Source organism: Dyadobacter sp. UC 10, from assembly GCF_008369915.1.
Lineage (GTDB): Bacteria > Bacteroidota > Bacteroidia > Cytophagales > Spirosomataceae > Dyadobacter.
The window spans coordinates 4,689,305-4,713,407 of record NZ_VSRN01000001.1 but is presented as its reverse complement, the minus strand read 5'-3'; the positions used below and the strand labels follow the sequence as shown (position 1 = coordinate 4,713,407).

Below are 24,103 nucleotides of genomic sequence, written 5' to 3'. Positions count from 1 at the left end.
TACTATTCCTGGGTAACCTGCTGCCGCCGGTACTCCGTCGGAAGCATCTGGTACTCCTCCTTGAAAAGTTTCGCGAAGTATTTAGGGTTATTGAAACCAATCTGGTAGGCGATTTCGGAGACGGTCAGCTGGCTTTTTTCCAACAGGCCTGCCCCCCGCCTGATACGGATAATGCGGATAAATTCGATGGGCGTCTTGCCGGTCAGCGAAAGGATTTTTTTATACAGGTATACCCTGCTCATCGACATCGCATCGCTTAATTCCTCCACGGTAAACTCCGGATTGGCCAGGTTGGCTTCCACTACCTTCACAGCGCTGTTCACAAACTGCTCGTCCAGCGACCTGACGGCAACTTCGCTCGGCCGGATTTTTACATGCTGCTGAAACTGCTGCTGCAGTTGCTCCCGCTGCCGGATCAGATTGGCGATCCTGACTTCCAGAATGTCCAGCCGGAAAGGCTTCGTCACGTAAGCGTCCGCGCCGGTCTGGTATCCCTGCAACTGCTGCTCTTCCTCCGCCCGGGCTGTAAGCAGCACCACCGGAATATGCGAAATGCGCCGGTCGGTTTTGATAATGCGGCACAGCTCTATCCCATCCATTTCTGGCATCATCACGTCACTCACGATCAGGTCGGGAATGTGTTCCAGCGTAGCATCCAGCCCGGCCTTCCCGTTCGGAGCTTCCAGTATGTCGTAACTTCTCTGAAAAACTTCTTTCAGATATGCCCGGAACTCGTCGTTATCCTCTACCAATAGCAAAAGCGGCTTGTTTTTGGTAGGCCGGTCGGTGGGGAGTTCAATTTCAATAGCAGATGCTTCGGCAGGCGAAGCTGCTGGCTCAGGCGTGGAAGTTATAGCGGGCGGGCTTTCCTGCAAAGGCAATGTCACAGTGAATGTACTTCCTTCGCCAACTGCGCTTTTCAGATCAATGGTACCGCCATGCATTCTTACAAATTCGCCGGCAATGGAAAGCCCGATGCCACTGCCCTGGTTCACAATATGATCGGGCATCGGATGCTGATAAAACCGCTCGAAAACCCTGGCCTGCGCCTCCTCCGGGATACCTATCCCCGAATCGGCGACGCTGATCTCCAGATTCTCCCCGCTTTCCCGCTTCACTACCCGCAGACTAACCGTTACTTCTCCGTTCTCAGGCGTGAATTTGAATGCATTGGACAGCAGATTGTACATGACCTTGGACAATTTATCCTGGTCAAAATCGGCGTAGCGGGACGTTACTTCACTTTCAAACCGGTACTGAATGTGCTTATGCTCAGAAAGGTCCGAAAATGTCTGGGCGATCTGACTGAGAAACCGGACAATATCGCCACGCTCGGGCCTGAATTGTGTTTCCTCCACTTCCAGCTTTTTGAAGTCGAGCATTTGGGTAACCAGATTGAACAGCCGCTGCGCGTTCCGGTGCACGAGTGACAGTTGCCTGTGCACCGCATGGTCTGAGCGGATGTTTTTCAGCAGATTTTCGAGTGGCGTAAGCATGAGCGTGAGTGGCGTACGGAACTCATGGCTTACATTGGTAAAAAAGCGGATCTTCATCATATCCAGCTCGTGCATTTGCTGGGCATAATGTCGCTCCTGTTCGAGCTTGAAATTCATCCGTGCGCGTTCAATCAGTATCCAGCGTGCGATCATCAGGGCGCCTGCCACCAACAGAAAATAGAGCAGGTAAGCCCAGGGGGTGCGCCAGAAAGGCGGCAAAATTACCACACGCAGGCTGCGCTCGGTGGATGCGCCACCTTCTTTCATTTTGACCCTGAAAACGTAGGTACCCGGGTCGAGGTTGGTATAAGTCACTTTGCGGGTATTATCCGCCTCAAACCATTGCCCGTTAAATCCTTCCAGGGTGTATAAATAATGGTTCTTTTCAGGATGAAGATAGTTCAGCGCAGCGAATTCGATCGTGAATACATTCTGGCTGTGTTTTAAGGTAATCTGGTCGGTTTGGGACACGGATTTTTCCAGGACAGCCTTTCCGCTCAACAGTTCCCCCGGCTGGACACTTTTGTTGAAAATCTGAAAATCAGTGAGCGTAACTCTGGCCGCGACCTGTTCGTCAATAATTTGTTTTGGGTCGAAAATCGAGAAACCGTTCGCCCCGCCGAACACCATTTCGCCGGAGCGCAGCCGGAGCGCCGCATTCTCATTAAACCCTCTCCCCTGCAAACCATCCACTTCATTGAAAGTACGTACCTGCAATGCTGCGGGTATCCCGCCGGTTCGCTTATAGATATTGATATTTACCAATCCCTTAGGTGTTCCCAGCCATAAATTCTGCATTCCGTCGACAGCCACGGTCAGGACAGAATTGTCCGGCAGCCCGTGGCGGGTATCATAAGCCACAAACGCATTGGTGCGGGCATCATAGCGGTTCAGTCCTTCGGAAGTACCGATCCAGATATTGTCGAAAGCGTCCTGGGCCAGCGAAGTAACCCCGTCGCTGCTGAGACTGGTGCCATCGCCGGGCTTGTTGGCATAATGTACAAAACGGCCTGTTTGCCGCATCAGAACATCCACTCCGTTCGCAGTACCGATCCACAAATTACCCTGCCTGTCTTCCAGCATCGCAGAAATATAGTCCGAGCTGACCGAATTGGGGGCCGCACGCTGGTAGTGCCGGAATGTCTTTTTGTTTCGGTCAAAAAGGTCCAGCCCATCAGCCAGCGTTCCTACCCACAGGCGTTTCTGCGAATCTTCAAAAATCTCCCAAACCCGGTCGTCGATCAGGCTCGTGGAGTCTGAGGGATCGTGCAGATAGCGGGTGAACTTTTTCCCGTCAAAACTATTGAGTCCGCCAAAGTACGTACCTATCCACAGCACATCGCTTTTATCGAGAAACAGGCTGACTATTACATTGTTACTCAAACTTTGAGGGTCGCCCGGAATATTGCGGTACTGCCGGAAACTATTGTTTTTACGATCAAAATACACCAGCCCGCCTCCGTTCATGCCCAGCCAGAGATTACCCTTGCGGTCCTCAACAAACATATTGACGTCGTCGAAAGGCAGGCTGCCAGGGTCGCCCGGTGCGTGCTGGATCAGCGAAAACTTGAAGATATTCTTGTGGTAACTGCAAAAACCCTTCTTGAAGGTACCTGCCCAGATCATGCCAGTGGGGTCTTTGTACAACGCCTGCACGCTGTTCTGGCTGATCGTTCTCGGGTCGCCCGGGTTAAATAGCAGGGTCGATACGTTGCCGCTTTTTTTATCAATGACATTGATACCTCCGTGGTCCGTTCCCAACCAGATGCGTCCGTCCGGGCCGGCCACCATTGCACTGACTGTATTGTTATTGAGGCGAAAATCCGGCTCGGCGGTATTGGCAACCCGCAGCGTATTGTTTTTGAAATCAAAACAAAATGCCCCTAATGCAGCCTTCACAATGTATACCCAGGGCTCACCGTCATCGTCGACAAAAACCCTGTGGTTGGATAGATTTCCCAGGTTGCGGCTTTGCAGCAATGCACTCTGCACGTCGATGAGCTGCGTCCGCGCATTGACCCGCGCAAGAAAACCGTCGTCGCACACTACCCATAGGTTACCCTGGACATCTTCGTCAAAATCTGATATTACCCGTTTCGCGGGCGCAAAGGAGTCTTCGGACGGGCCGAATTTAACCTTCACCAGCTTTTTGGAACGTGTAAGGAATTTGAGCAGCCCCAGCCGGTTGTGGTTTATCCAGTAGTCGCCGGAGCGGGTCCTGATAATGCGGCTGAAATTTGCATCGGGCAGGCCTAGCCTTTTGGCGGCCTGGTCTGCATTATGTTCAATGCGTTCCGTTACGGGGTCGTAAATATCGAAACCAATCTGCGTATTGATCCAGATAAAACCCTGCGGGTCTTCAAAAATCGCATTGACCCGCCGATCCGAAATGGTAGCAGAATCGCCCGGGATGTGCTTGAAAACGCGGAAAGAGTAACCGTCAAACCTGTTCAGACCATTCGCTGTCCCTATCCATACAAAGCCCTGGCTGTCTTTCAGGAAGCAGTTGATCTGGTTGTGGGATAGTCCGCGCTCGGTGTTGTAGCGGGCAAACTGGTATTCATTGGACTGGGCCAGGCCCTTTTCCAACCGCCCCGATACCAGGGTTACAATCCAGCAAAAATGCCAAAGCCAACTTCGCATCGCACAAAAACGGATCTTTTACCTCAATTAATACATATTGTTCTTAAAGCAGGTCACCCCGTGATTCTATCCCCAGACTTACCATAGCAAATGATTTACCGCCAAGGTTCCTAGCTGCGGGCCCGCCGATCCGAAAGAGCGGCTTCACCCGGCAGCCGCCTGTATTTTCTGAACCTTTCAAACGGTAGATATACACATTCTGATCTTCTTTAAAATACCATTGAAAGTTACCATCAGAAATGCCCGGGTACCATTACGACGAAAAGGAAGGGGTTAAGGATCAGCTGCTCTGGGCCGCCGTAATCGACGGCGACAGAAATGCGCTGGGCAGCCTTTTTGATGCCTATGCGAAACAACTGATGGTATACGGATACAGGATTTGTGCCGATAAAACGCTGGTAAAGGATGCGATCCAGGATGTCTTTGTCGACATCTGGACTTACCGAAGCAACCTCGCTTCCCAGGTGCGCGTCAAATTTTATCTGTACCGCAGCCTTCGCCGGGCGATCCAAAAACAAATGACAAACATTCCGCTTATCCGTACCGAAACGGAACATCTGGAAACCATAATCGGCGAGCAGGCGTCTGCGGAAAGCGATTGGGTATTGCAGGAAACCGAAACGCAGCACAGCCGCCGCATACTTTATTCTCTGAAACTGCTTTCAGACCGGGAACGCGAGATTATTTCGCTCAAATACTATTCAGACCTCAAAATCAGGGAGATCGCCGATATGCTTAATCTGAAAGAACAAACCGTTGCCAATACACTCCAAAACGCACTGACCAAGCTTCGGAAAAGCCTGGTACTCGGGCTGCTCTTCTGCCAAATGCTGGCTGAAAAATTATTTTGAAAAAATCTGCATTTTCTTTGGTAGTAAGTCAGGGCTCTGCTCATCTGTATTTTATAAGGTATATTATTTCCTATTTAAATACCAATGAGCGAATATCTGGAATACGAGCCGGAGGATTTTGCCAGCGATGATTTTTTTATTCATTGGGTGAAATCGACGGACATCGCGGCAGAGACATTCTGGCAAAACTGGCTTGAAACCTATCCGTTCAAAAGGCAGGATGTGGAAGCAGCCCGCCAGCTGGTGCTGCTGACGCAAAACCTGCCGCAGCCGCAGGTATCAGAATCGGAACTGAGTCATCTCAAAGCATCCATTTTCAATAAAATCGATGCGGCGGAGCCGAAACCGGCAAGGCTTTGGGTTCACATTCCCGCCTGGGTCGCCGCGGCGAGCATCACTGGCTTACTTTTGCTGGCAGGCTGGCTGCTCATAAACCGAAACCACATTTCGGACGAACGTTATCCAAGCCTGGTAGCGAAAGCGGCTGAAAAGTACGATTTGATTGAAGTGAAAAACCTGACGAGGGCCGTTAGACTGATCAATCTGCCGGACGGCAGCTCGGTAATCCTCAAAAAAGGCAGCATGCTTTCCTACCCGCAGGAGTTTGAGAAGAATTCCCGGGAAGTGTATCTGACTGGTGAAGGTTTCTTTGAAATCACCCGAAATCCTGAAAAGCCGTTTTATGTCCACGCTAACCAGATTACGACCAAAGTGCTGGGGACCAGTTTCAACGTGCGCGCCTACCCGGATCAGCAGCAGGTACTGGTTTCAGTCACCACGGGGCGGGTTTCGGTGTACAAAGCAGGCAGTGAGGAGTCCAGGACTGTGAAGGCCACCCGTTCGCTGAAAGGACTGGTGCTTTCCGCGAATCAGAAGGCATTGTATGCAGGTAACAGGATCGTGCTGATGAGCGGGCAACCGGAGCTCGCCCAGATTCCGCCCGGTGAAGAAATGAGTTTCGAATACGAAGAAAAGCCGGCAGGCGAAATCTTTGCGGACCTTGAAAAAACGTACGGTATCACCATCGTATATGATCCTACCGTTATCGGAAACTGTCCGGTAACCGCCTCGCTTACCGGCGAGCCTTTGAATGAAAAACTGAAACTTTTATGCAAAGCGATTCACGCCGGCTATGAGTACGTGAACGGGGAAATAGTCGTGTCGGGTAAAGGCTGCGAGTGACGAATAGATCTTTTAACCAAAATATTTACCTAAACCCCTTAACTGTGACAATCTGACCACTACTACCCTGTAAAAAAAGAAGCCGGCAAAGTTGAAGCTTTACCGGCCCGCCGATCCGATTCATCCTGGCAGATGACCGGATCTGTATGTCAAAATCTCTCAAAATTTTAACAAACGAAAGTATGCAAAGAAAGGAACGATTACAACATCTGTTGTGGACGACTATGAAACTTACTTATTACCAGCTCCTGCTGCTTGTTGCATTTATGGGCGTCGCCTCTGCGGGCACGATGAAGGCGCAGGATGTGCTCAGCCAGACCATTTCGGTGAGGATCGTGGACCAGAAGTTCAGGAATGCATTGCAGCTTATTGAAAAGAACTCCAATGTTAAATTCATTTACAGCTCGCGGGTTATCAACGCAGACCGGCGGGTAAGCCTGCATCTGACGAATGCACCGGTGGCCGACGTGCTTGAAAAATTACTTAAACCTTTGCAATTGACCTATGAAGTATCGGGAAGGCAGATTGTTTTGGATAAAGCAGAAAAAAATGCGGAACCGGGCGATGACGACCAGACTTACCTCGACGCAGACCTTAAAATATCGGGCACGGTCACCGATCCGGCGGGCAGTGCATTACCCGGTGTGAGTATCGTGCTAAAAGGAACGCAGCGCGGAACGGTTTCCGACGTATCCGGTGCGTATGAGCTGGAAGTACCTGACCAGCAAGCCACTCTGATATTTTCATTTGTAGGCTACATTTCGCAGGAAGAGGTCGTAGGCGGGCGAAGGACGATAGACATTTCTTTAAAGGTGAATGAAAAAGCACTGGAAGATGTGGTGGTGGTAGGTTACGGTTCGCAGAAAAGAAAGGATGTGATCGGGAGTATTTCAACGATTAAAGCTGATGTGCTGGAAACTCCGTCGGGTTCGACCAATTTCAGCTCCTTAATGCAGGGCCAGGCTTCGGGTATCAGTGTACAATCGTCCTCGGGCAGACTTGGTGCGCCCGTCAATATCACCATCCGCGGCCTCAGCTCCATCAGCGCGGGTACCAGTCCGCTTTGGATCATCGACGGCGTACCGATACTCACAGATATTTCGATCGACAATAACGGCTCGGCCGCGCAGTCGCCGATGTCGCTGATCAACCAGTCGGATATCGAATCGATCCAGGTTTTAAAAGACGCCGCAGCCACATCGATTTACGGTTCCCGCGGCTCGAACGGGGTGATTATGGTGACGACAAAATCGGGCGCAACCGGAAAGGCTACGGTCAATCTCGATTACAGCACCGGTATCTCGCAGCTGCCGTTTCAAAGGGTCAAATTTTTGAACACACAGCAATGGTTCCAGATGAAAGACGAATCCAAACAGGCTTACGGACTTGGCCCGTTTGAAATGAGCGATTTCTATTCGGGTAAACCATTTGCCACGGAATTCCTCACCCGCCAGCAGGCAGAGTCCATTAATACAGACTGGCGGAAAGAAATGACCCGCACCGGCAGCTTTCACAATGCCAACGTTTCCATTATGGGCGGAGACAAGCTGACAAAATACTATGTGTCAGGAAATTACAGGAAGGACAAAAGCGTAATGACCAACGAAGACCTCGAACGTTTCGGCGTACGGGCCAACATCGACATGAAGCCATTGAGAATGCTCGATGTAGGCGCAAAGATCAATCTGTCCATGTCCAAAGGAAACCGTGGCAAGAACGGGACAGCCAGCGAAGACGGAAACAAGAGTGGTACCAACGGCGGTTTTAGCTTTGTAAATACTATTACAGTACCCTTTGAGCCCGTTTACAGTGTTCAAAATCCGGCGTTCTACTACAATCCCTATACCGGAAATCCGCGCGCAAGCAGCGACCCCGCCAATATGGTGGAGCAGCTGGATATGTACCGGGTATTGACGGATGTGTATGCCGAATACCGCTTTCCGTTCCTGGAAGGGCTATCGGCTCGGACACAGCTTTCGATGGATTTTGTGCAGGCCAACCGTAATTTCTGGGTTTCCGACGCGATCCGTTCCAATGGTTCAATGGCGCAGGACAATGCTTCGACCTCTAAAAACATCAACTACAACATCTTCCTTACCTACAACAAAAATTTCGGCGACCATTCTCTCAACCTCGTGGGAGGCACCGAAGCCCAGCGATCCACGACCTGGTACCGCAGTATGGAAGGCCAGAACCTGGTCGGGAATTACCAGCAGCTCGGCACACCGGCGAATCTGACGACGATGTTTTCGGGACTGAATGGGGAACGTTATCTGCTGGCGTATTTTGGGCGGGCCAACTACAAGTTCAAGGACAAATACCTGGCAGGTATAAGCATGCGCCGCGACGGTTCCTCGGTGTTCACTTCCGACTACCGCTGGGGCAACTTCCTGGCATTCTCGGCCGGCTGGATATTGTCCGACGAGGCTTTTATGGGTGATTTTGGGAGAAACCATTTCATCAAACTGCGGGGCAGCTACGGGCAAACCGGCAATGCGGGTATCCCGGGCTATCTGGATGTATCCAATTATGCGACCAACTATTCTTATGGCAGCTCGGATGTTTTTGCGACCAACGGAACAGTCATCACGTCGATCGGCGTCAAAAATCTTTCCTGGGAAACAACCAGCAATTTCGACGCGGGCGTTGATTTCGGTTTTTTCAGCAACCGGATCAATGGTTCGCTCGCCTACTACAACAAATATGTGAAAGACCTGCTATTGGCCAGCACGCTGCCTCCATCGTCTGGCATTGGCTCTATCTGGGGCAATATCGGCGATCTGGTAAATAAAGGGATCGAGCTGAATGTGACTTCTTCCAATTTGAAAGCCCGCGATTTGAAATGGCAGACCACTTTAAACCTCGCTTTCAATCATAACGAAGTAAAAAAGCTAACGCCACAGGTCGACCAGGCGGGAACCGGAATGGCCGTGCTTCCTTTTATTTCGAAAGTCGGGTATCCGGTACGTGACTATTATCTGGCAGACTTCGCCCATGTAGACCCGCAAACGGGCATTTCGCAGCTGTATGCCCTGGATAAGGAACATTACACGCAAACGGGTGAAACACGCCGGTTAAAAGACGCGCAGGGACAGGATGTACTGCTGATCTCCAACAGCGCGAATGCCAATGCCAATATGTTTCATCACAAAAACAAAAACGGCATTCCGAAATACTACGGAGGCATTACCAACCGGCTCGGTTACAAGTCATTCGATTTCAGCTTCCTGGTCACTTTTTCGGGTGGCAACTACATTTATGACACGTTTATGCGGGACATTGTGGTGCAGAATTCCAACGGAGAGCAGTTGCAGGAGGTTTATAACAATTACTGGAAAAAACCCGGCGATGTGGCCAAATACCAGCGCCTGACGTGGAAAGGAAATGTAAAAATGGAAGACGGCTCGATCCTCGGCCTGGGTGATCCGCGCATTTATACCGACCAGTTTTTGTATAAAGGAGATTTTGTAAAGCTGAAATCCGTCTCGCTGGGATATTCCGTACCGCGCCGGTCGGAGGAGCGCAAATTGTTCCAGAACCTGAGGATTTACGCCACGCTTGAAAACCTGTATACTATTTCGCAATATCCCGGCTGGGACCCGGAAGGCCAGAGCACGGTATATCAGTGGGACCTGCCACAACTTTTCTCGGCTACCGTAGGCGCATCGATCAAATTTTAAATCATTGAATATGAAAAAGATACTACTACTCGCTGCGCTGCTGCTACAAATCAGCGCCTGCAAAAACGAGGATTTTTTCGAACTGGAAAGACCGGTACAAAGTCCCTGGACAAAGCTCACTGAATTTGACCGCGCCGTGATCGGGCCCTACGCGCTGATGTTTGCAAAGGGAGACTGGGGAAATGTTTTTAATTATTGGTATTTATACAAAAATGCGATCGCCGACGACGTGGCCTGGGCAACACCGGGCGACGGGACCTGGGGCTGGTACCGTGACACGGAGGCCAATAAAGCCTGGACGGACGATATTTTCAACACCTGTTACAATGCGATCTCCTCGGTGAACGATGCATTGCAATTTGTGGAAGATGCCGGAGGCGCGCCATTCCCGAAAATCTCAGCCGACGATCAAAAACACAATCTTGACAGGATCGTGGGCGAATTGCATTTTCTCAGAGGCTTCGCTTACTATATGAATGCGACTACATTCTGCACGGCCTACGTCCCCGGCGGGCCGAATGATACGCGACAGATCCCACTGCGTACGACGAAAGCCAGCTCCTACCAGGACGCTTCGACACCGAAGATCGGGACCACGCAGGAGATATGGGAACAGGTGATTGCAGATTTCGAAAAGGCTTACCAGATGCTGCCGGAACGTTATATAGCGGGTAAAATGCATGCGTCGTATCAGGCGGGCCGGGCCAACAAATTTGCGGCGGCGGCCATGCTTTCGCGTGCCCATTTCGCGATGGGAAACTATCCGAAAGCACGCGAGTTTGCTTCTTTCGTGATCGACCAGAACGGCGGGGATTATGACCTGAGCGAAGATCCGATCGAGGCATTCAACAAAAGCGCACTGGCACGCGGGAAGGAGACGATCATGTACATACCGAGCTACGACCTTACCTACGGCAAGCAAAACCTGCACTCGACGTGCTTTGCCAATATGTTCCAGAAAACCGTTTGCGGCTGGACAGCTACGCATGTGGATTACGAAACCTTGAAAAGGCTGGGCTGGATGGCCAATCCGAAAGCGGATGCAACGATTGGTATCGCGGCAAAAAGGGACAAGCGTTTCACACAGCTTTGCTTTGTGCGGGAACCGGCAAATGTTCCGGCAGCAAAACGCGTGGAAGGCCGCTATTACGAAACCCGCGTAAACCTGACCTGGCGCACGATTGTGTCGGATAAGTCGGCACGCGGGCCGGCTGCGGGTTACACCAATGTACCCCAGATCAGGCTGGCGGAAATGTACCTTACCCGTGCAATTTGCGCCTTCAAAGCCGGTGACAAAAAGCAGGCGGCGGCTGATCTGAATATAGTCCGCAAGCGTGCCTGGGATGCCCGGGTGGCTGGTGTCGCCTATGAAAAGTCACCCAATTTTGTGACCGAGGGGAATATTACCGAGCAAATGATCGGTGACGAAAGGCTCATCGAAATGTTCTGTGAAGGCGACCGGATCGACTATCTCAGAGCGCTCAAAGTGCCTGTCGGAAATGGTGACCGCGGCCCTGGGACTACGCCCTACACATCTCAGGCATTCGTTTGGCCCGTTCCTGTTGTGGAAAAAAGCCTGAATAACGGATACCAATAGCATAAGTTGAATGGATATGTATTAGCTAAAAAACCCCGGCTAAATGCCGGGGTTTTTCTGTATGCAGCAGTTTTCAGCCTCAAAATCCATCCTGCAAACTATTACAGCTGTTCAAATCAAAATGGCGGCTGCGTTTGCTGGGGCTTCGTTTTTCGCAAGTGCGCTTATCGTCTCCAAAGTTACCCGGGCAATTTCAGAAAGTGCTTCTTCCGTGAAAAATGCCTGGTGCGCGGTAACCAGCACATTTGGAAAGCTCATCAGGCGCTGAATGGTATCGTCCTCGATGATACTTCCGGACAAATCTTTGAAAAACAACTTTTCCTCCTGCTCGTACACATCGATCCCCAGATAGGCGATTTGTTTATTTTTCAGTGCCTGGATCACATCGATCGTATTGATTAACCCGCCCCGGCTGGTATTGATCAGAGAAACACCGCTCTTCATCTGTGCAATGGTTTTTTCATTGATCAGATAATGCGTTTTTTCATTAAGCGGGCAATGCAGGGAAATGATGTCGGAACCGCGCAGCAATTCGTCAAGCGGAACATACGAAACGCCTGCCTCGCGCAGCTCTTCATTAATAGCTAAATCATAGGCGAATACTTTACAACCAAAACCGAGCATGATCCTGCAAAAAGCAGCGCCGATTTTACCGGTTCCTATCACGCCTACCGTGCGCCCGAAAAGATTGAACCCTAACAGACCGTTCAGTGAGAAATTCTGTTCCCGAACCCGGTTGTAGGACTTGTGCGTTTTCCTGTTCAACGTCAGTATCATCGCTGCGGCATGCTCAGCTACGGCCTGCGGGGAATATTCGGGGACACGGCAAACACGCATTCCATGCCACCGCGCCGCTTCCAGGTCGACATTATTGAAACCCGCACAACGCAATGCGATAATCTTCACACCCTTTGCAGCGAGCACGGCGATCACCCCGGCATTTACCTTATCGTTGACAAATACACAAACAGCGCCGACATCGTCCCCTACCGCATTGACAATATGCGGCCCGAGATGCGTTTCCAGGTATTCAATCTGAAAATCGTGGTCTCTATTGTACCGATCGAAAAACTGCCGGTCGTAAGGCTTGGCGGAAAAGAAGAGTATCTTCATTTAAAATTATCGTATGAATTGCCGATGTATTTTTTAATAGTTTTCAGGTGACAAATTAATTCGATTATTTTGTTTACAAATATTAATAAACCGTTTAACATTCATCCGGCTCTAAAATATCGTCCATAACTGACAGCGCACCCAATTAGCCGCTTGCAGGCATCAACTAAAATCCACTTATGAAGTTACAGAATTTACTTCCCGCATTTGCCCTGGTTTGGCTTTGCGGTTGTTCTGCAAGCAAAAATGCCGGCGGGAAAGTTTCGGGCAGCGACGAAGTACGGGTGTCCATAGACCTCGTCGATATCGATTCCGACCGGGTGAGGGTCAAGGTGACGCCGCCCAAACAAAAGACCTCTTCCATTGCCTACCATTTTCCGAAAATCATTCCCGGCACCTACGCAGTAGCCGATTACGGCAGGTACGTGGAAGATATCAAGGCATTTGATAAAAACGGAAAAGAGCTGAAAACCTCCCGGACAGACTCCAATACGATTGTGATCGAAAACGCGACAAAACTGGCACAGATTTCCTATCTGGTCAATGACACTTTCGATTCGGAGGAAGACAACGGAACATTTACAGAAGAAGGGAAAACCATTTTTTCGCCCGCAGGAACCAATATCGACACTGGTAAGCAGTTTATGCTCAACCTCGCGGGCTTTGTCGGGTATTTTACCGATCAGCTTGAAAAACCTTATCGCGTTACCGTCTCCCACCCTGCCGGACTGTACGGAACCACCGCGCTTATTGATGCTGAAAACGACGAAAAGTCGGATGTTTTTAATGTTGCAAGGTATCCGGATATAGTCGACAACCCCATCATGTATGCAGCTCCGGACACTTCGCGCTTCAATGTAGATGGCATGGAGGTGTTGCTGGGCGTATATTCGAGACGCGGGTCGGTACGTGCCGCGGATCTTCGCCCCGACCTCGAAAGAATGGTGAGGGCTCAGAAGAAATTTCTGGGGCCGATCAATGACACGAAGAAATACGCCGTGCTGACCTACGTTTCCTCCGGCGCCGGTGACGATGCGAAAGGCCTGGGTGCTTTGGAACATAACAACTCAACGGTCGCCGTGTTTCGCGACCCGATGAGAAGTAAAGACCTGATCCATGTGATCAGTCACGAGTTTTTCCACACCATCACCCCACTGAAAATCCATTCAAAAGAAATCCACTATTTCGATTTCAATAACCCGAAAATGAGCCAGCATTTGTGGTTTTATGAAGGTGTAACCGAATATTTTGCAAATCTTTTTCAGGTTAACCAGGGGCTGATCAACGAAAACCAGTTTTATGACCTGATCGCAAAAAAGGTTGAAAACGCGCGTGAATACGACGACAAACTCTCCTTCACGGAAATGAGCCGCCAGGTCCTGGATAAAAAAATGAAGTCGCAATATCCCAATGTGTATGAAAAAGGTGCGCTGATTGCGATGTGCCTGGATATTCTGATCAGGGAAGAAAGCCGGGGTGAGCGCGGGCTGCTGTGGCTGATGGGCGAGCTCTCCAAAACCTACGGTCCCGCCAAACCTTTCGACGACGACCAGCTGATTCCGGAAATTACAAAACTGACCAGCCCTGCAATCGGGGAATACCTTCAGAATCACGTCGTAAAAGGAGAACAAATTCATTACGAAGACTTTATGAATAAAGTTGGAGTAAAAAAGGAAATAGTACCTCTTCCAGAACCGGTCGTTTTTATGATAGAAGGCAAGCCTTATATCAAGCTGGACGCAACGAGAACAAAGATCCTGGCGGATTCGGTAGACGGTGCAAATCAATTTTACAATAATCTCGGCATTAAAAACAATGATGCATTTGTAGAAATCAACGGGTTAAAGATGGACCCCGACGACCTGAACGGTATCGTTTATATGGGTTACGACCTCGAAGAAGGAAGCCCGATGATAGTGAAAGTGAACCGGGCCGGCACGGATCTCGAACTCAAAGGCACCGTCAAGCTGAACTATTCCGACGGCGACGGTTTCCGGTTTAAGGATCAGTCTAAAACTGCATTGAACCAGGCCTGGCTGAAAAGATAGTGTTACTCGACCGAATACAAGCCAAATGAAAACTACGATGAAAAAAATGCAGCTCCTCTCGGTACTGGCCTTAGCCAGCGCGATTCGATCCGGCCGGCCCTCCCAATGCCAGCTGTTCATTATACCGGCTCCTAAGTGACCGCCGGAAGACGACACTCACCAACAAAGAGGCAGCCAGTATAAACAAGCCGGGCACATTGTGGCTTGCGTAGGAGTTGAATGCCATTTTTCTTTTGGCTAACGAAGTGCGGACAATTTCTGCAAATGGCATTGACGCAGGCACCGGCGTCCAGATATTTCCAAGCTCACGCTTGAAAAGCACGCGCGACAATCTTTCTTTTTCTGCTTCCACGCCCTCCGCTGCAAAATTCAGCTCAAAAACCAGCGGATCGATCTTCGCCTGCATATCCTGCGGTTTTACGACACTCTTATCAATCAGGAAATCAACCGGGCCGATAGACAGGTTAGATAGTTGTAACTTTCTGAGGTAAGAAATGATCTTGGCGGAATCGGAAGACAAGGCGTATAAAAGCGAATCCGTAGAAAGTGAGTTCAGCACATACCTGTGCCTGACCACCCGCTCGGCATTTTGCCGACCTGCGCTTTTCTGAGCGACATATCTTCGGGGAGCTGAGTAATTATGGCCGCTAAAACGCTCAGGTTACGATGCGCCTGCACGCCTCATTTTTCGGTGATAAGTCCCTTTTTTGACGACAGCAAATGAAGCCCTCGCATTGTCGAGATCCTCTGAAATCGTGGCAGTATCCAGTTCATTTTTGCCAAAAAGCCTGGCAATCTAAATTTTCTTATCATTGTTATCGAGTGTTTTCTGCTGCCCTATCGCAACCGGTTCCTCCTGATATTTTGGATACTTTCGCCGGATATCTCGCGTATGGCCTTCTGCGCCCGTGTTGAGAAATTGTTCTCTGAATCTTGTCGCTATCTTTTGTTGCCTGTGCGATCGCAAGACTCTGGCAACAAAGCGAAAGGATCATTGTGCTCAGAAAACTTGTAAATCGTACCTATTTGATCATACCAACGCTCAACTTCAAATTTTGACCCTAAATTAAGTCTGGAAACAGTTTCGGATAACCGGAGCAAAGCTTACCAAAAAGCCAATTCTCCGAATTTATTGATATGGATCCGGCCAAACGCGAAAGGGTAATTATCAATATATCTGACATTTTAGATCTATTAGGGTAAAATCTAAAATTACCATCTGTGTTGATTTCGTTCCAAAAAACCGATTTAGAAATCGCCGGAAATCTGCCTTGAGTAGTGAGTAAAAGACTATTTTTCTTCGGCAATGGAGACCCTTTTAATGTTTACCGAGGGAATAATGACCGATTCATTTGAGGGAATCCTACATGTTATTTTGGGATCCTCTTTCAAATTAAAATGCAAAAGATAAATGTCAGAAGTGTCCGCAGATTGAATTTCAAGATCATAATCCGTTAGTACAACGTTGTCGTAGACTCTGGAATCCAAATCAATAGTTGCCCCATATGATTTATTGGATACCTTGGTTGGGACAAATTGTACAAGCCAGTATTCGGAATTGCTATTATTATCACAAGCCACTTTTTTGATTATTTTCCCTGTTTCGACCTCAAAATCGTATTCATCCGGCTTATGGCAGGAAAGAAGAAAGAATAGGCTTAAAAAAGAGACCCAGCTTTTCATTAATTAGGACTGTTTAATATTAAATTAATTTCTTAGATACTCCGCGTTCTTATTTTACAAACCAATAATCATCGCTAGTGGATGAGTGGTAAGTATTTTTTTCATGCTTGATCAATAAGATATGGTAAGAAGTTACATATTTAATTATATATACAATATATATAAATTCAGGTATTTATAAAAATATGACCATTACAAAGTTGAGCTACGAAATCAATGGTTTCTTATTCATTTTTGCAGTTCCAAGAAACTAAAAAGACAATATAAATGCAGAACCTGAAAATAGCAACCGCTCAGTTTGAAAACCGGAGCCGTGATAAACAATACAACCTGAAAGCGATTGACAGACCTGCAGCGGCGGCGCAGGGCACACAGGTTATCGCGTTCCACGAATGCTCAGTTACCGGATACACTTTCGCGAGAAAACTGGACCGGGCCCAGCTAACCGAAATCGTTCTTTACAGGGATATCATCGGCGCAACGCACAACCCGGAACAAAAAGTAGCCTGGCTGAGCTAGCCCATATTGTTGTAATAATTCATTCAAAATGTAACTTTACAACTACAAAACTTCTTTCAAGAAACTTCTGTATCCGGCTATGAAAAATTTCTCCTTTTTTTTAATGGCTCTTTGCTGTTCCGCGACCAGCTTTGGGCAGACACAAAAACCAGTATATAAGCCTAATGCGGATATCCACTTCATGCCTATCGCACTGGCATTCCCCGACCCTTCGGTGCGGATCGGGAGCGAGTTGATGACAGGCGGGCGGTGGAGCTATGGACTCAGCGTGGGTGCAGGAATGAAAGCTTTTACTTTTAGCAGGACGCCATTGAGCCTGTTCAGTTCCAGGAGTTACAGGATGATGGAAATCCGCCCGGAGGTAAAATTCTATTGGCTGAAAAGAGAGACATTGGGCTGGTATCTGGCTGCCGAAGGTTTTGTTTCCAGCGTGAACCGGCAATTAGGGAAGGATTCTTACTACCTGTCCGATACTACGATGGTATCGTTCGACGGCTCACATTTCAGTAAAAAGAAAATGGGACTGGTCTGGAAAATAGGTGTTAAATTTCTCGTCCCCGAAAAACTGACGATCGATATGTACACCGGGCTTGGTCTGGCGCGGACCAATGTCCGTTATACAAAGACCGAAAATCCGACCGAGGACCCTTATGATCCTTTTTTTGATCCCGAGGATTTTTATCCAGGAAAGAAATTCACGCCGGTTATCTCCTTTGGGGTGAAATTCGGGTTGCTGGTGTGGCAAAAGGAGGAATAAGCCCGTCCTTAACCGCAAATAAAGGGGTGTAACCAAATTTTAATGCGATTTTAACTTGCTTTTAACCTCTTATTAAGGGCGAGTTGCGCTTTTTGTATTAAAGTTTTGAAGGTCACTCCATGATGAAAAATTTCGCCCCGCAATTTAATCCAGCCGCCCCAACGGTATGGACCCGGATCGTCATCACCGGATTTTCCCGAATGAGCCTGCCGGTCATCTCATTTAAGTTTGAATCAGATGATTAAAGCAGCGGGGAAATACATCGTTCCGTTTTTGCTGATCGTCCTGACCGGGCACTTCTTCGCAACTGCCAGCACCCACGAAAATATTGTCCGGTATGCCCGGCAGAAAGTCTCTCAGGCCGGCGCTATCCTCGGGTACGACCTGCACCGCCATACCCTTATCCCAGGTTACGGCGTCACCGATCGCAAGTTGCGGGACAAAATTTATGTTGAAGAAAAGGAAGAAGAAAATTTCAGCCTTCCATTTGGTAAAACGTATAGCTGCGATCGTAGCTGCTTCGCTCCTTCTTATAGCGGGGCGAGGGATCTCTTTCTTGCCAGCACCGGGAAACAATTACCAATAAACGCACAGCGGCTTTCCTATCCCTACCGCATATACCTATTGCTGAAAGTATTCAGGATTTGATCCCGGCAACGGAGAAAAGTCAAAACCCGCTTTTGAAAACTGGTTATTCCTGACGGTACTGCTTAATGGATTCTCCGACAATAAATTACCTGAACTAAATTTTTATCAAATAGAAAAAACATCATGAAGAGAATCCTCATGGTCATCGGCTTGTGCACAATGTTGTTCAACACAAGCTGTGAATCCAAAAAAGAAGAAAAGGAAGAAGAAACCCAATTCCTGGTTACCAGCCCTCTGGAAAAAGACACACTGATTACGAAAGAGTATGTAAGCCAGATCCGTGCGATCAGCCACATTGAGCTGCGGGCTTTGGAAAAAGGATATCTCCAGAACATTTATGTAGACGAAGGCCAGTTTGTAAAAAAAGGCCAGCTGATGTTCAAAATCATGCCCATGCTTTATGAGGCTGAAACACAAAAAGCACAGGCAGAAGCCAATTTTGCGGAGATTGAGTTTAGAAACACCAAATCCCTGGCAGACAGTAACGTAGTTTCCAAAAATGAGCTTGCACTCTCCAAAGCAAAGCTTGACAAGGCAAAAGCGGAGTTAGGTCTCGCCCAGACGCACCTGGGTTTCACCGAAATCAGAGCGCCCTTCAACGGCATCATGGACCATTTTCAGGTCAGGCTGGGAAGTTTGCTGGACGAGGGAGACCTGCTGACAACCCTTTCAGATAACAGCGAAATGTGGGTTTATTTCAATGTCCCGGAAGCGGAATACCTCGATTATAAAGCGAACGAGAAAAAAGATCAGATGCTGAAAGTGAACCTGCAGATGGCCAACCAGCAAATGTTTGAATATCCGGGCGTAGTAAAAACCATTGAAGCCGATTTCAACAACGAAACGGGCAATATCGCCTTCAGGGCTACATTTCCAAACCCTAAAAAGTTGCTGAGACACGGAGAAACAGGCAATGTGCTGGTGAAAGTACCGTTCAAAAATGCCCTGATCATTCCTCAAAAAGCCACTTTCGAAGTATTGGACAAGAAATATGTGTATGTCGTGGACAAAAACAATGTGATCAGGTCAAGGGAAATCACGATCGCGGCAGAGCTGCCGCACATATTCGCCGTCAGCTCCGGCCTGAAAAAAGACGACAAGATCCTGCTGGAAGGCTTGCGGCAGGTACATGAGAACGAGAAAGTACACACAAAATTCGTACAGCCCGACTCGGTGATTTCCAATTTAAGTCTGTATGCCGAGTAACCTGGTATAAAAATCAAAAGACATGTTCAATCAATTCATACGCAGGCCCGTATTCGCCATTGTGATATCGGTCATGATAGTCTTTATCGGGATACTGGCTATCAAAAAGTTACCCATTTCCCAGTTTCCTGACATTGCTCCTACCACCGTCAATATATTCATCGCCTACCCCGGCGCCAGCGCAGATGTACTGGTCAAATCGACCCTGATCACGCTGGAACAGGCTATTAACGGGGTGCAGGACATGCGTTACATTGCTACGGATGCAACCAGCGCCGGCGAGGCCACATTGAGGATCATCTTTGAGCCCGGGACCGACCCTAACGATGCGGTAATACGCGTAAAAACGAGGGTCGATCAGGTAATGCCGCTTCTGCCGGAACTTGTTCAGCGGGAAGGGGTTATCATTACGCCAATCCAGCCCAGTATGCTGATGTACGTCAACCTCTACTCCAAGGATAAGAGCATTGACGAAAAATTCCTTTTCAACTACGCTACCGTCAAAATGATCCCTGAAATCCAGCGGACAAAAGGGGTTGCAAGGGCGCAGATCCTGGGTAGCCGGAGGTACGCGATGCGCGTTTGGCTCAATCCCGACCGTATGCGGGCTTATCATATTTCCACAGAGGAAGTAATGAAGGCATTGGGTGAGCAAAGTATCATCGGCCGCCCCGGCAGAATCGGACAAAGCTCAGGTATCGCCGCTCAATCGCTGGAATATGTGCTGACTTACAAAGGAAGGTACAGTGAGCCGAAGGAATATGAGGACATCATCGTCCGCGCCAACTCTGAAGGGGAAAGCATCCACCTGAAAGACATCGCCAAGATCGAATTGGGAAGTGAGTTTTTCGATATCTATTCCAATCTCGATGGCAAAGCTTCTGCTGCGATCGTATTGCGGCAAAATTACGGCAGTAATGCCAGCGACGTGATCGAGGAAGTGAAGGAAAAGCTCGATATCATGAAAGAGTCCTTCCCTCCCGGCGTCGATTACAAGATCAGCTACGACGTTTCCCAGTTCCTGGACGCGTCTATTGAACAGGTGATCGATACATTGCGCGATGCATTTATCCTCGTCGCACTGGTCGTATTCATATTCCTGGGCGACTGGCGCTCGACATTAATCCCGATCCTCGCCGTACCCGTTTCATTGATCGGTGCATTCTTTGTAATTCAGGGATTCGGGCTGTCTATCAACCTGATCACGCTTTTCGCATTGGTACTAGCCATTGGTATTGTGGTCGATGATGCGATCGTGGTGGTGGAAGCGGTGCACGCCAAGATGGAAGAAGAGCCGCATTTATCACCTTATGGCGCGGTGAAAAAGGTATTGGGCGAGATCAGCGGGGCCATTATCGCGATTACGATGGTGATGGTTTCGGTGTTCCTGCCTATCTCATTCATGTCGGGTCCGGTGGGTACTTTTTACCGCCAGTTTTCCATTACCATGGCCAGTTCCATCGTGATTTCTGCCTTGATCGCATTGACACTCACGCCGGTACTTTGTGCGATGCTTTTGAAAAACCACCACGGGCACGAAAAGAAGAAAAACCTGCTGACCAAAGCACTCGACAGTTTCAACCGGGGCTTCGACAAACTGACAGGCGGCTATGTAAGTTTGCTTAAAAGGATCGTAAGCCGGAGAGTACTCACATTCGTGATATTGATCGTCTTCTGTGCCGGGATAGCTTACGAAAACAAGATTTTGCCCGCAGGTTTTATTCCGAATGAAGACCAGAGCACGATCTACGCGATCATCCAGACACCTCCTGGTTCTACGCTGGAAAAAACCAATGAAGTTTCCCGCCGCCTGCAAAAAATCTGCGAGGAAGTTCCCGGCATTGAGTCGGTTTCTTCCCTCGCAGGTTATGAGATCATGACCGAAGGACGTGGTTCCAATGCCGGTACCTGTCTGATCAACCTCAAACCCTGGTCGGAGCGCGAGCATAATGTGAAGGAGATCATGGAGGAACTGGAAGAAGAATCGAAAGGACTTGGTGCTACGGTCGAATTTTTCGAGCCGCCTGCCATTCCCGGTTTTGGTACCTCGGGCGGTTTTTCAATGCGTTTGCTGGACAAAAACACAGATACCGATTACAGTGAGTTCGATAAAATCAACAAAGAATTCATGGAGAACCTCGGCAAGCGGAAAGAGCTGACCGGCCTTTTCACCTTCTTCGCTGCCAATTATCCGCAGTACGAGCTCGAAATAGACAACAAGCTCGCGATGCAGAAAGGCGTATCGATCGGCAAAGCCATGGATAACCTTAATATCATGATCGGTAGTACCTATGAGCAGGGCTTTATCAAGTTCAACCAGTTCTTTAAGGTGTATGTACAGTCCGACCCCGCATTCCGCAGGCTTCCGTCAGATCTTTTAAAACTCTTTGTTAAAAACGATACGGGAGAAATGGTACCCTACTCGGCATTCATGAAGCTTAAAAAAGGCCAGGGCCCGAATGAGATCACCAGGTTCAACCTCTATAATTCTGCATCTATCCAGGGACTTCCTGCAAAAGGATATACCACGGCAGATGCTATTCAAGCCATTCGTGAAGTGTCTGCCAAAACACTTCCCAAAGGTTACGACATCGCCTTCGAAGGGCTGTCCTACGATGAAGCCAGCCGCGGGAACGAGGCGCTTTACGTATTCCTGATCGTACTGGCATTCGTCTATTTCGTGCTGGCTGCACAATACGAGAGTTTCATCATCCCGCTGGCTGTGGTGTTTTCGCTGCCTGTCGGGGTGTTCGGTTCCTTTTTGTTATTAAAATTGATGGGGCTGGAAAATAACATTTACGCTCAGATCGGACTGATCATGCTGGTTGGTTTGCTGGGTAAAAATGCGGTACTGATCGTAGAATTCGCGGTTCAGAAGCGGCAGCAGGGAGAAACGATCCTGAATGCAGCTATTGAAGGCGCGAGGGTCCGTTTCCGACCGATCCTGATGACCTCGTTCGCATTCGTTGCAGGGTTGATCCCCCTGATCCTTGCAACCGGCGCCGGCGCGATCGGTAACCGGACGATCGGCGCTTCGGCCATGGGCGGGATGCTGTTCGGTACCATTTTCGGGGTAATCATTATCCCCGGCCTCTACTACATATTCGGCAGCCTCGCCGATGGCAGAAAAATGATCAGGGATGAAGAAGACAGCTCGCTGACCGAACAGTTTGTCCACGCAGTCGACGCTTTTCCCGAAACTCAAGAAACCCAAAATGATGCGCAATAACAGAATAGTAACCTGGGCGGTGATCACGGTCACCGCGCTGACATACACCGGCTGCAGTGTGCCCGTTTTGGTACACAAAACCGAAAACAAGACTGTACCTGTGAGCTACAACAACTCACAGGAATCTGCCAACACGGGAAAAGTAAGCTGGAAAACCTTTTTTAAAGATCCCTACCTGAATGTGCTGATCGACTCGGCTCTGAACAACAACCAGGAGCTGAACATCACCATGCAGGAAATTGAGATCTCACGCAACGAAATCCAGGCCCGGAAAGGAGAATACCTTCCTTTTGTGGGGCTCGGAGGCGGAGCGGGCGTGGAAAAACGCGGCCGGTACACCAACATAGGCGCCAGTGAAGCAACTACCGATATCAAGCCCGGAAAAGAAACGCCCGAATTCCTGCCCGACTTTCGGGTTAATGCTTTTGCGCACTGGGAAGTCGATATCTGGCATAAACTCCGGAATGCCAAAAAGGCCGCACTGACCCGGTACCTGTCTTCCGTGGAGGGCAAGAATTTCATGACGACCAATCTGATCTCTGAAATTGCTAACTCCTATTACGAGTTGCTGGCATTGGACAACCAGCTGGAAATCCTGCAAAAGAACATTGAGATACAGAGCAATGCGTTGCGGATTGTTAAAATGGAAAAAGAAGCGACGCGGGTCACAGAGCTTGCCGTGACGCGGTTTCAGGCGCAGGTATTACACACGCAAAACCTGCAATACGACATTCAGCAGCGCATTGTGGAGACCGAAAACCGGATCAATTTCCTGATCGGCCGGTACCCACAGCCTATTCAGCGCGACCACCAGACTTTCGAAAAGCTAGTTCCGGACCTGATGCAGGCAGGTATTCCTTCCCAACTGCTCGAAAACCGCCCGGATGTGCGGCAGGCCGAGCTTGATCTGTCAGCCGCCAAGCTGGACGTGACCGTGGCGAAGGCCAATTTCTACCCTTCCCTGGCGATCAGTGCGAGTGTCGGATTACAGGCATTTAATCCGGTGTTCCTGACCCGACTGCCCGAATCGCTGATCGCTTCGCTGATTGGTGATATGGCCGGCCCGCTGATCAACAAAAATGCGATCAGGGCAGCTTACGCCAACGCCAATGCGCGCCAGATCCAGGCTGTTTACAACTATGAGAGAACGATTTTGAACGCCTATATTGAAGTACAAAATCAGCTGTCGAAGATCAGCAACCTGGAAAAAAGTTATGACACCAAATCCCGGGAAGTACAGGCGCTTTCCACTTCGATCACTATATCAAACCGACTTTTCTCCTCAGCGAGAGCCGATTACATGGAAGTATTGCTAACCCAGCGCGACGCCCTGGAATCCAGGTTCGACCTGATAGAAACCAAGATGCAGCAAATGAATGCAACGGTCAATATCTATCGCGCATTGGGTGGCGGCTGGAATTGACCGTAAATAGAAGAAGCGTTTTTTAGTT

General features: G+C 49.1%; 15 protein-coding genes and 1 pseudogene. 11 read left to right on the top strand and 5 right to left on the bottom strand.

The annotated features are described in order from the left end of the window. Positions 1-2: 2 nt before the first annotated feature. A complete protein-coding gene (locus FXO21_RS19490) occupies positions 3-4,139 on the bottom strand; it encodes a hybrid sensor histidine kinase/response regulator transcription factor (protein ID WP_149641655.1) in 4,137 nt (1,378 codons plus the stop codon). 239 nt (positions 4,140-4,378) lie between these two features. Between FXO21_RS19490 and FXO21_RS19485 the strand changes: the two genes are divergently transcribed. From FXO21_RS19485 to FXO21_RS19470, 4 genes are all read left to right on the top strand, one after another. Beyond that, on the top strand, positions 4,379-4,990 hold the full coding sequence (locus FXO21_RS19485) for an RNA polymerase sigma factor (protein WP_149641654.1): 612 nt from the start codon (positions 4,379-4,381) through the stop codon (positions 4,988-4,990). A gap of 84 nt (positions 4,991-5,074) precedes the next feature. After that, positions 5,075-6,172, top strand: a complete 1,098-nt coding sequence (locus FXO21_RS19480; protein ID WP_149641653.1) for a FecR family protein — start codon at positions 5,075-5,077, stop codon at positions 6,170-6,172. A gap of 182 nt (positions 6,173-6,354) precedes the next feature. Continuing rightward, a complete protein-coding gene (locus tag FXO21_RS19475) occupies positions 6,355-9,852 on the top strand; it encodes a TonB-dependent receptor (protein ID WP_192579260.1) in 3,498 nt (1,165 codons plus the stop codon). A 10-nt stretch (positions 9,853-9,862) separates the two neighbouring features. Then, positions 9,863-11,449, top strand: a complete 1,587-nt coding sequence (locus tag FXO21_RS19470; protein WP_149641651.1) for a RagB/SusD family nutrient uptake outer membrane protein — start codon at positions 9,863-9,865, stop codon at positions 11,447-11,449. A gap of 111 nt (positions 11,450-11,560) precedes the next feature. On the opposite strand, the gene FXO21_RS19465 is transcribed toward FXO21_RS19470, so the two are convergent. After that, on the bottom strand, positions 11,561-12,562 hold the full coding sequence (locus FXO21_RS19465) for a 2-hydroxyacid dehydrogenase (RefSeq protein WP_149641650.1): 1,002 nt from the start codon (positions 12,560-12,562) through the stop codon (positions 11,561-11,563). Between the two features lie 179 nt (positions 12,563-12,741). On the opposite strand from FXO21_RS19465, the gene FXO21_RS19460 reads away from it, so the two are divergent. Beyond that, the gene (locus FXO21_RS19460; protein WP_149641649.1) at positions 12,742-14,610 is read left to right on the top strand and encodes a M61 family metallopeptidase; all 1,869 of its coding nucleotides are present in this window, start codon (positions 12,742-12,744) and stop codon (positions 14,608-14,610) included. A 70-nt stretch (positions 14,611-14,680) separates the two neighbouring features. Here FXO21_RS19460 and FXO21_RS19455 read toward each other — a convergent pair whose 3' ends face one another. The 3 genes and pseudogenes from FXO21_RS19455 to FXO21_RS19450 form a co-directional block, all read right to left on the bottom strand. Continuing rightward, a complete protein-coding gene (locus FXO21_RS19455; protein WP_149641648.1) occupies positions 14,681-15,187 on the bottom strand; it encodes a hypothetical protein in 507 nt (168 codons plus the stop codon). Between the two features lie 487 nt (positions 15,188-15,674). Continuing rightward, a pseudogene (locus FXO21_RS29285) lies at positions 15,675-15,917 on the bottom strand (hypothetical protein); the annotation flags it as partial. Further along, entirely contained in the window at positions 15,901-16,293 is a 393-nt protein-coding gene (locus FXO21_RS19450) for a hypothetical protein (protein ID WP_149641647.1), read from the bottom strand. The pseudogene FXO21_RS29285 and the gene FXO21_RS19450, both read right to left, overlap by 17 nt. A 267-nt stretch (positions 16,294-16,560) precedes the next feature. Between FXO21_RS19450 and FXO21_RS19445 the strand changes: the two genes are divergently transcribed. The 6 genes from FXO21_RS19445 to FXO21_RS19420 all read left to right on the top strand — a co-directional run bounded on the left by FXO21_RS19445 (position 16,561) and on the right by FXO21_RS19420 (position 24,075). After that, positions 16,561-16,812 (top strand): carbon-nitrogen hydrolase family protein, encoded by a 252-nt coding sequence (locus FXO21_RS19445; protein WP_310586915.1) that lies wholly within the window; start codon positions 16,561-16,563, stop codon positions 16,810-16,812. Positions 16,813-16,891: 79 nt separating this feature from the next. Beyond that, positions 16,892-17,569, top strand: a complete 678-nt coding sequence (locus FXO21_RS19440; protein WP_149641646.1) for a DUF3575 domain-containing protein — start codon at positions 16,892-16,894, stop codon at positions 17,567-17,569. A gap of 237 nt (positions 17,570-17,806) precedes the next feature. Further along, positions 17,807-18,217, top strand: coding sequence for a hypothetical protein (locus FXO21_RS19435; RefSeq protein WP_149641645.1), 411 nt, complete (start codon positions 17,807-17,809; stop codon positions 18,215-18,217). Positions 18,218-18,340: 123 nt separating this feature from the next. After that, on the top strand, positions 18,341-19,423 hold the full coding sequence (locus FXO21_RS19430) for an efflux RND transporter periplasmic adaptor subunit (RefSeq protein ID WP_149641644.1): 1,083 nt from the start codon (positions 18,341-18,343) through the stop codon (positions 19,421-19,423). A gap of 22 nt (positions 19,424-19,445) precedes the next feature. Continuing rightward, positions 19,446-22,652, top strand: coding sequence for an efflux RND transporter permease subunit (locus FXO21_RS19425; RefSeq protein WP_149641643.1), 3,207 nt, complete (start codon positions 19,446-19,448; stop codon positions 22,650-22,652). After that, positions 22,642-24,075, top strand: a complete 1,434-nt coding sequence (locus FXO21_RS19420) for a TolC family protein (RefSeq protein ID WP_149643551.1) — start codon at positions 22,642-22,644, stop codon at positions 24,073-24,075. The genes FXO21_RS19425 and FXO21_RS19420 overlap by 11 nt, the downstream gene beginning before the upstream one ends. Positions 24,076-24,103 lie beyond the last annotated feature (28 nt).

What these genes read in the sequence shown, in the direction of transcription:
- FXO21_RS19490 (WP_149641655.1), bottom strand. Translation starts at nt 4,139, where the DNA reads ATGCGAAGTTGGCTTTGGCATTTTTGCTGGATTGTAACCCTGGTATCG.
- FXO21_RS19485 (WP_149641654.1), top strand. Translation starts at nt 4,379, where the DNA reads ATGCCCGGGTACCATTACGACGAAAAGGAAGGGGTTAAGGATCAGCTG.
- FXO21_RS19480 (WP_149641653.1), top strand. Translation starts at nt 5,075, where the DNA reads ATGAGCGAATATCTGGAATACGAGCCGGAGGATTTTGCCAGCGATGAT.
- FXO21_RS19475 (WP_192579260.1), top strand. Translation starts at nt 6,355, where the DNA reads ATGCAAAGAAAGGAACGATTACAACATCTGTTGTGGACGACTATGAAA.
- FXO21_RS19470 (WP_149641651.1), top strand. Translation starts at nt 9,863, where the DNA reads ATGAAAAAGATACTACTACTCGCTGCGCTGCTGCTACAAATCAGCGCC.
- FXO21_RS19465 (WP_149641650.1), bottom strand. Translation starts at nt 12,562, where the DNA reads ATGAAGATACTCTTCTTTTCCGCCAAGCCTTACGACCGGCAGTTTTTC.
- FXO21_RS19460 (WP_149641649.1), top strand. Translation starts at nt 12,742, where the DNA reads ATGAAGTTACAGAATTTACTTCCCGCATTTGCCCTGGTTTGGCTTTGC.
- FXO21_RS19450 (WP_149641647.1), bottom strand. Translation starts at nt 16,293, where the DNA reads ATGAAAAGCTGGGTCTCTTTTTTAAGCCTATTCTTTCTTCTTTCCTGC.
- FXO21_RS19445 (WP_310586915.1), top strand. Translation starts at nt 16,561, where the DNA reads ATGCAGAACCTGAAAATAGCAACCGCTCAGTTTGAAAACCGGAGCCGT.
- FXO21_RS19440 (WP_149641646.1), top strand. Translation starts at nt 16,892, where the DNA reads ATGAAAAATTTCTCCTTTTTTTTAATGGCTCTTTGCTGTTCCGCGACC.
- FXO21_RS19435 (WP_149641645.1), top strand. Translation starts at nt 17,807, where the DNA reads ATGATTAAAGCAGCGGGGAAATACATCGTTCCGTTTTTGCTGATCGTC.
- FXO21_RS19430 (WP_149641644.1), top strand. Translation starts at nt 18,341, where the DNA reads ATGAAGAGAATCCTCATGGTCATCGGCTTGTGCACAATGTTGTTCAAC.
- FXO21_RS19425 (WP_149641643.1), top strand. Translation starts at nt 19,446, where the DNA reads ATGTTCAATCAATTCATACGCAGGCCCGTATTCGCCATTGTGATATCG.
- FXO21_RS19420 (WP_149643551.1), top strand. Translation starts at nt 22,642, where the DNA reads ATGCGCAATAACAGAATAGTAACCTGGGCGGTGATCACGGTCACCGCG.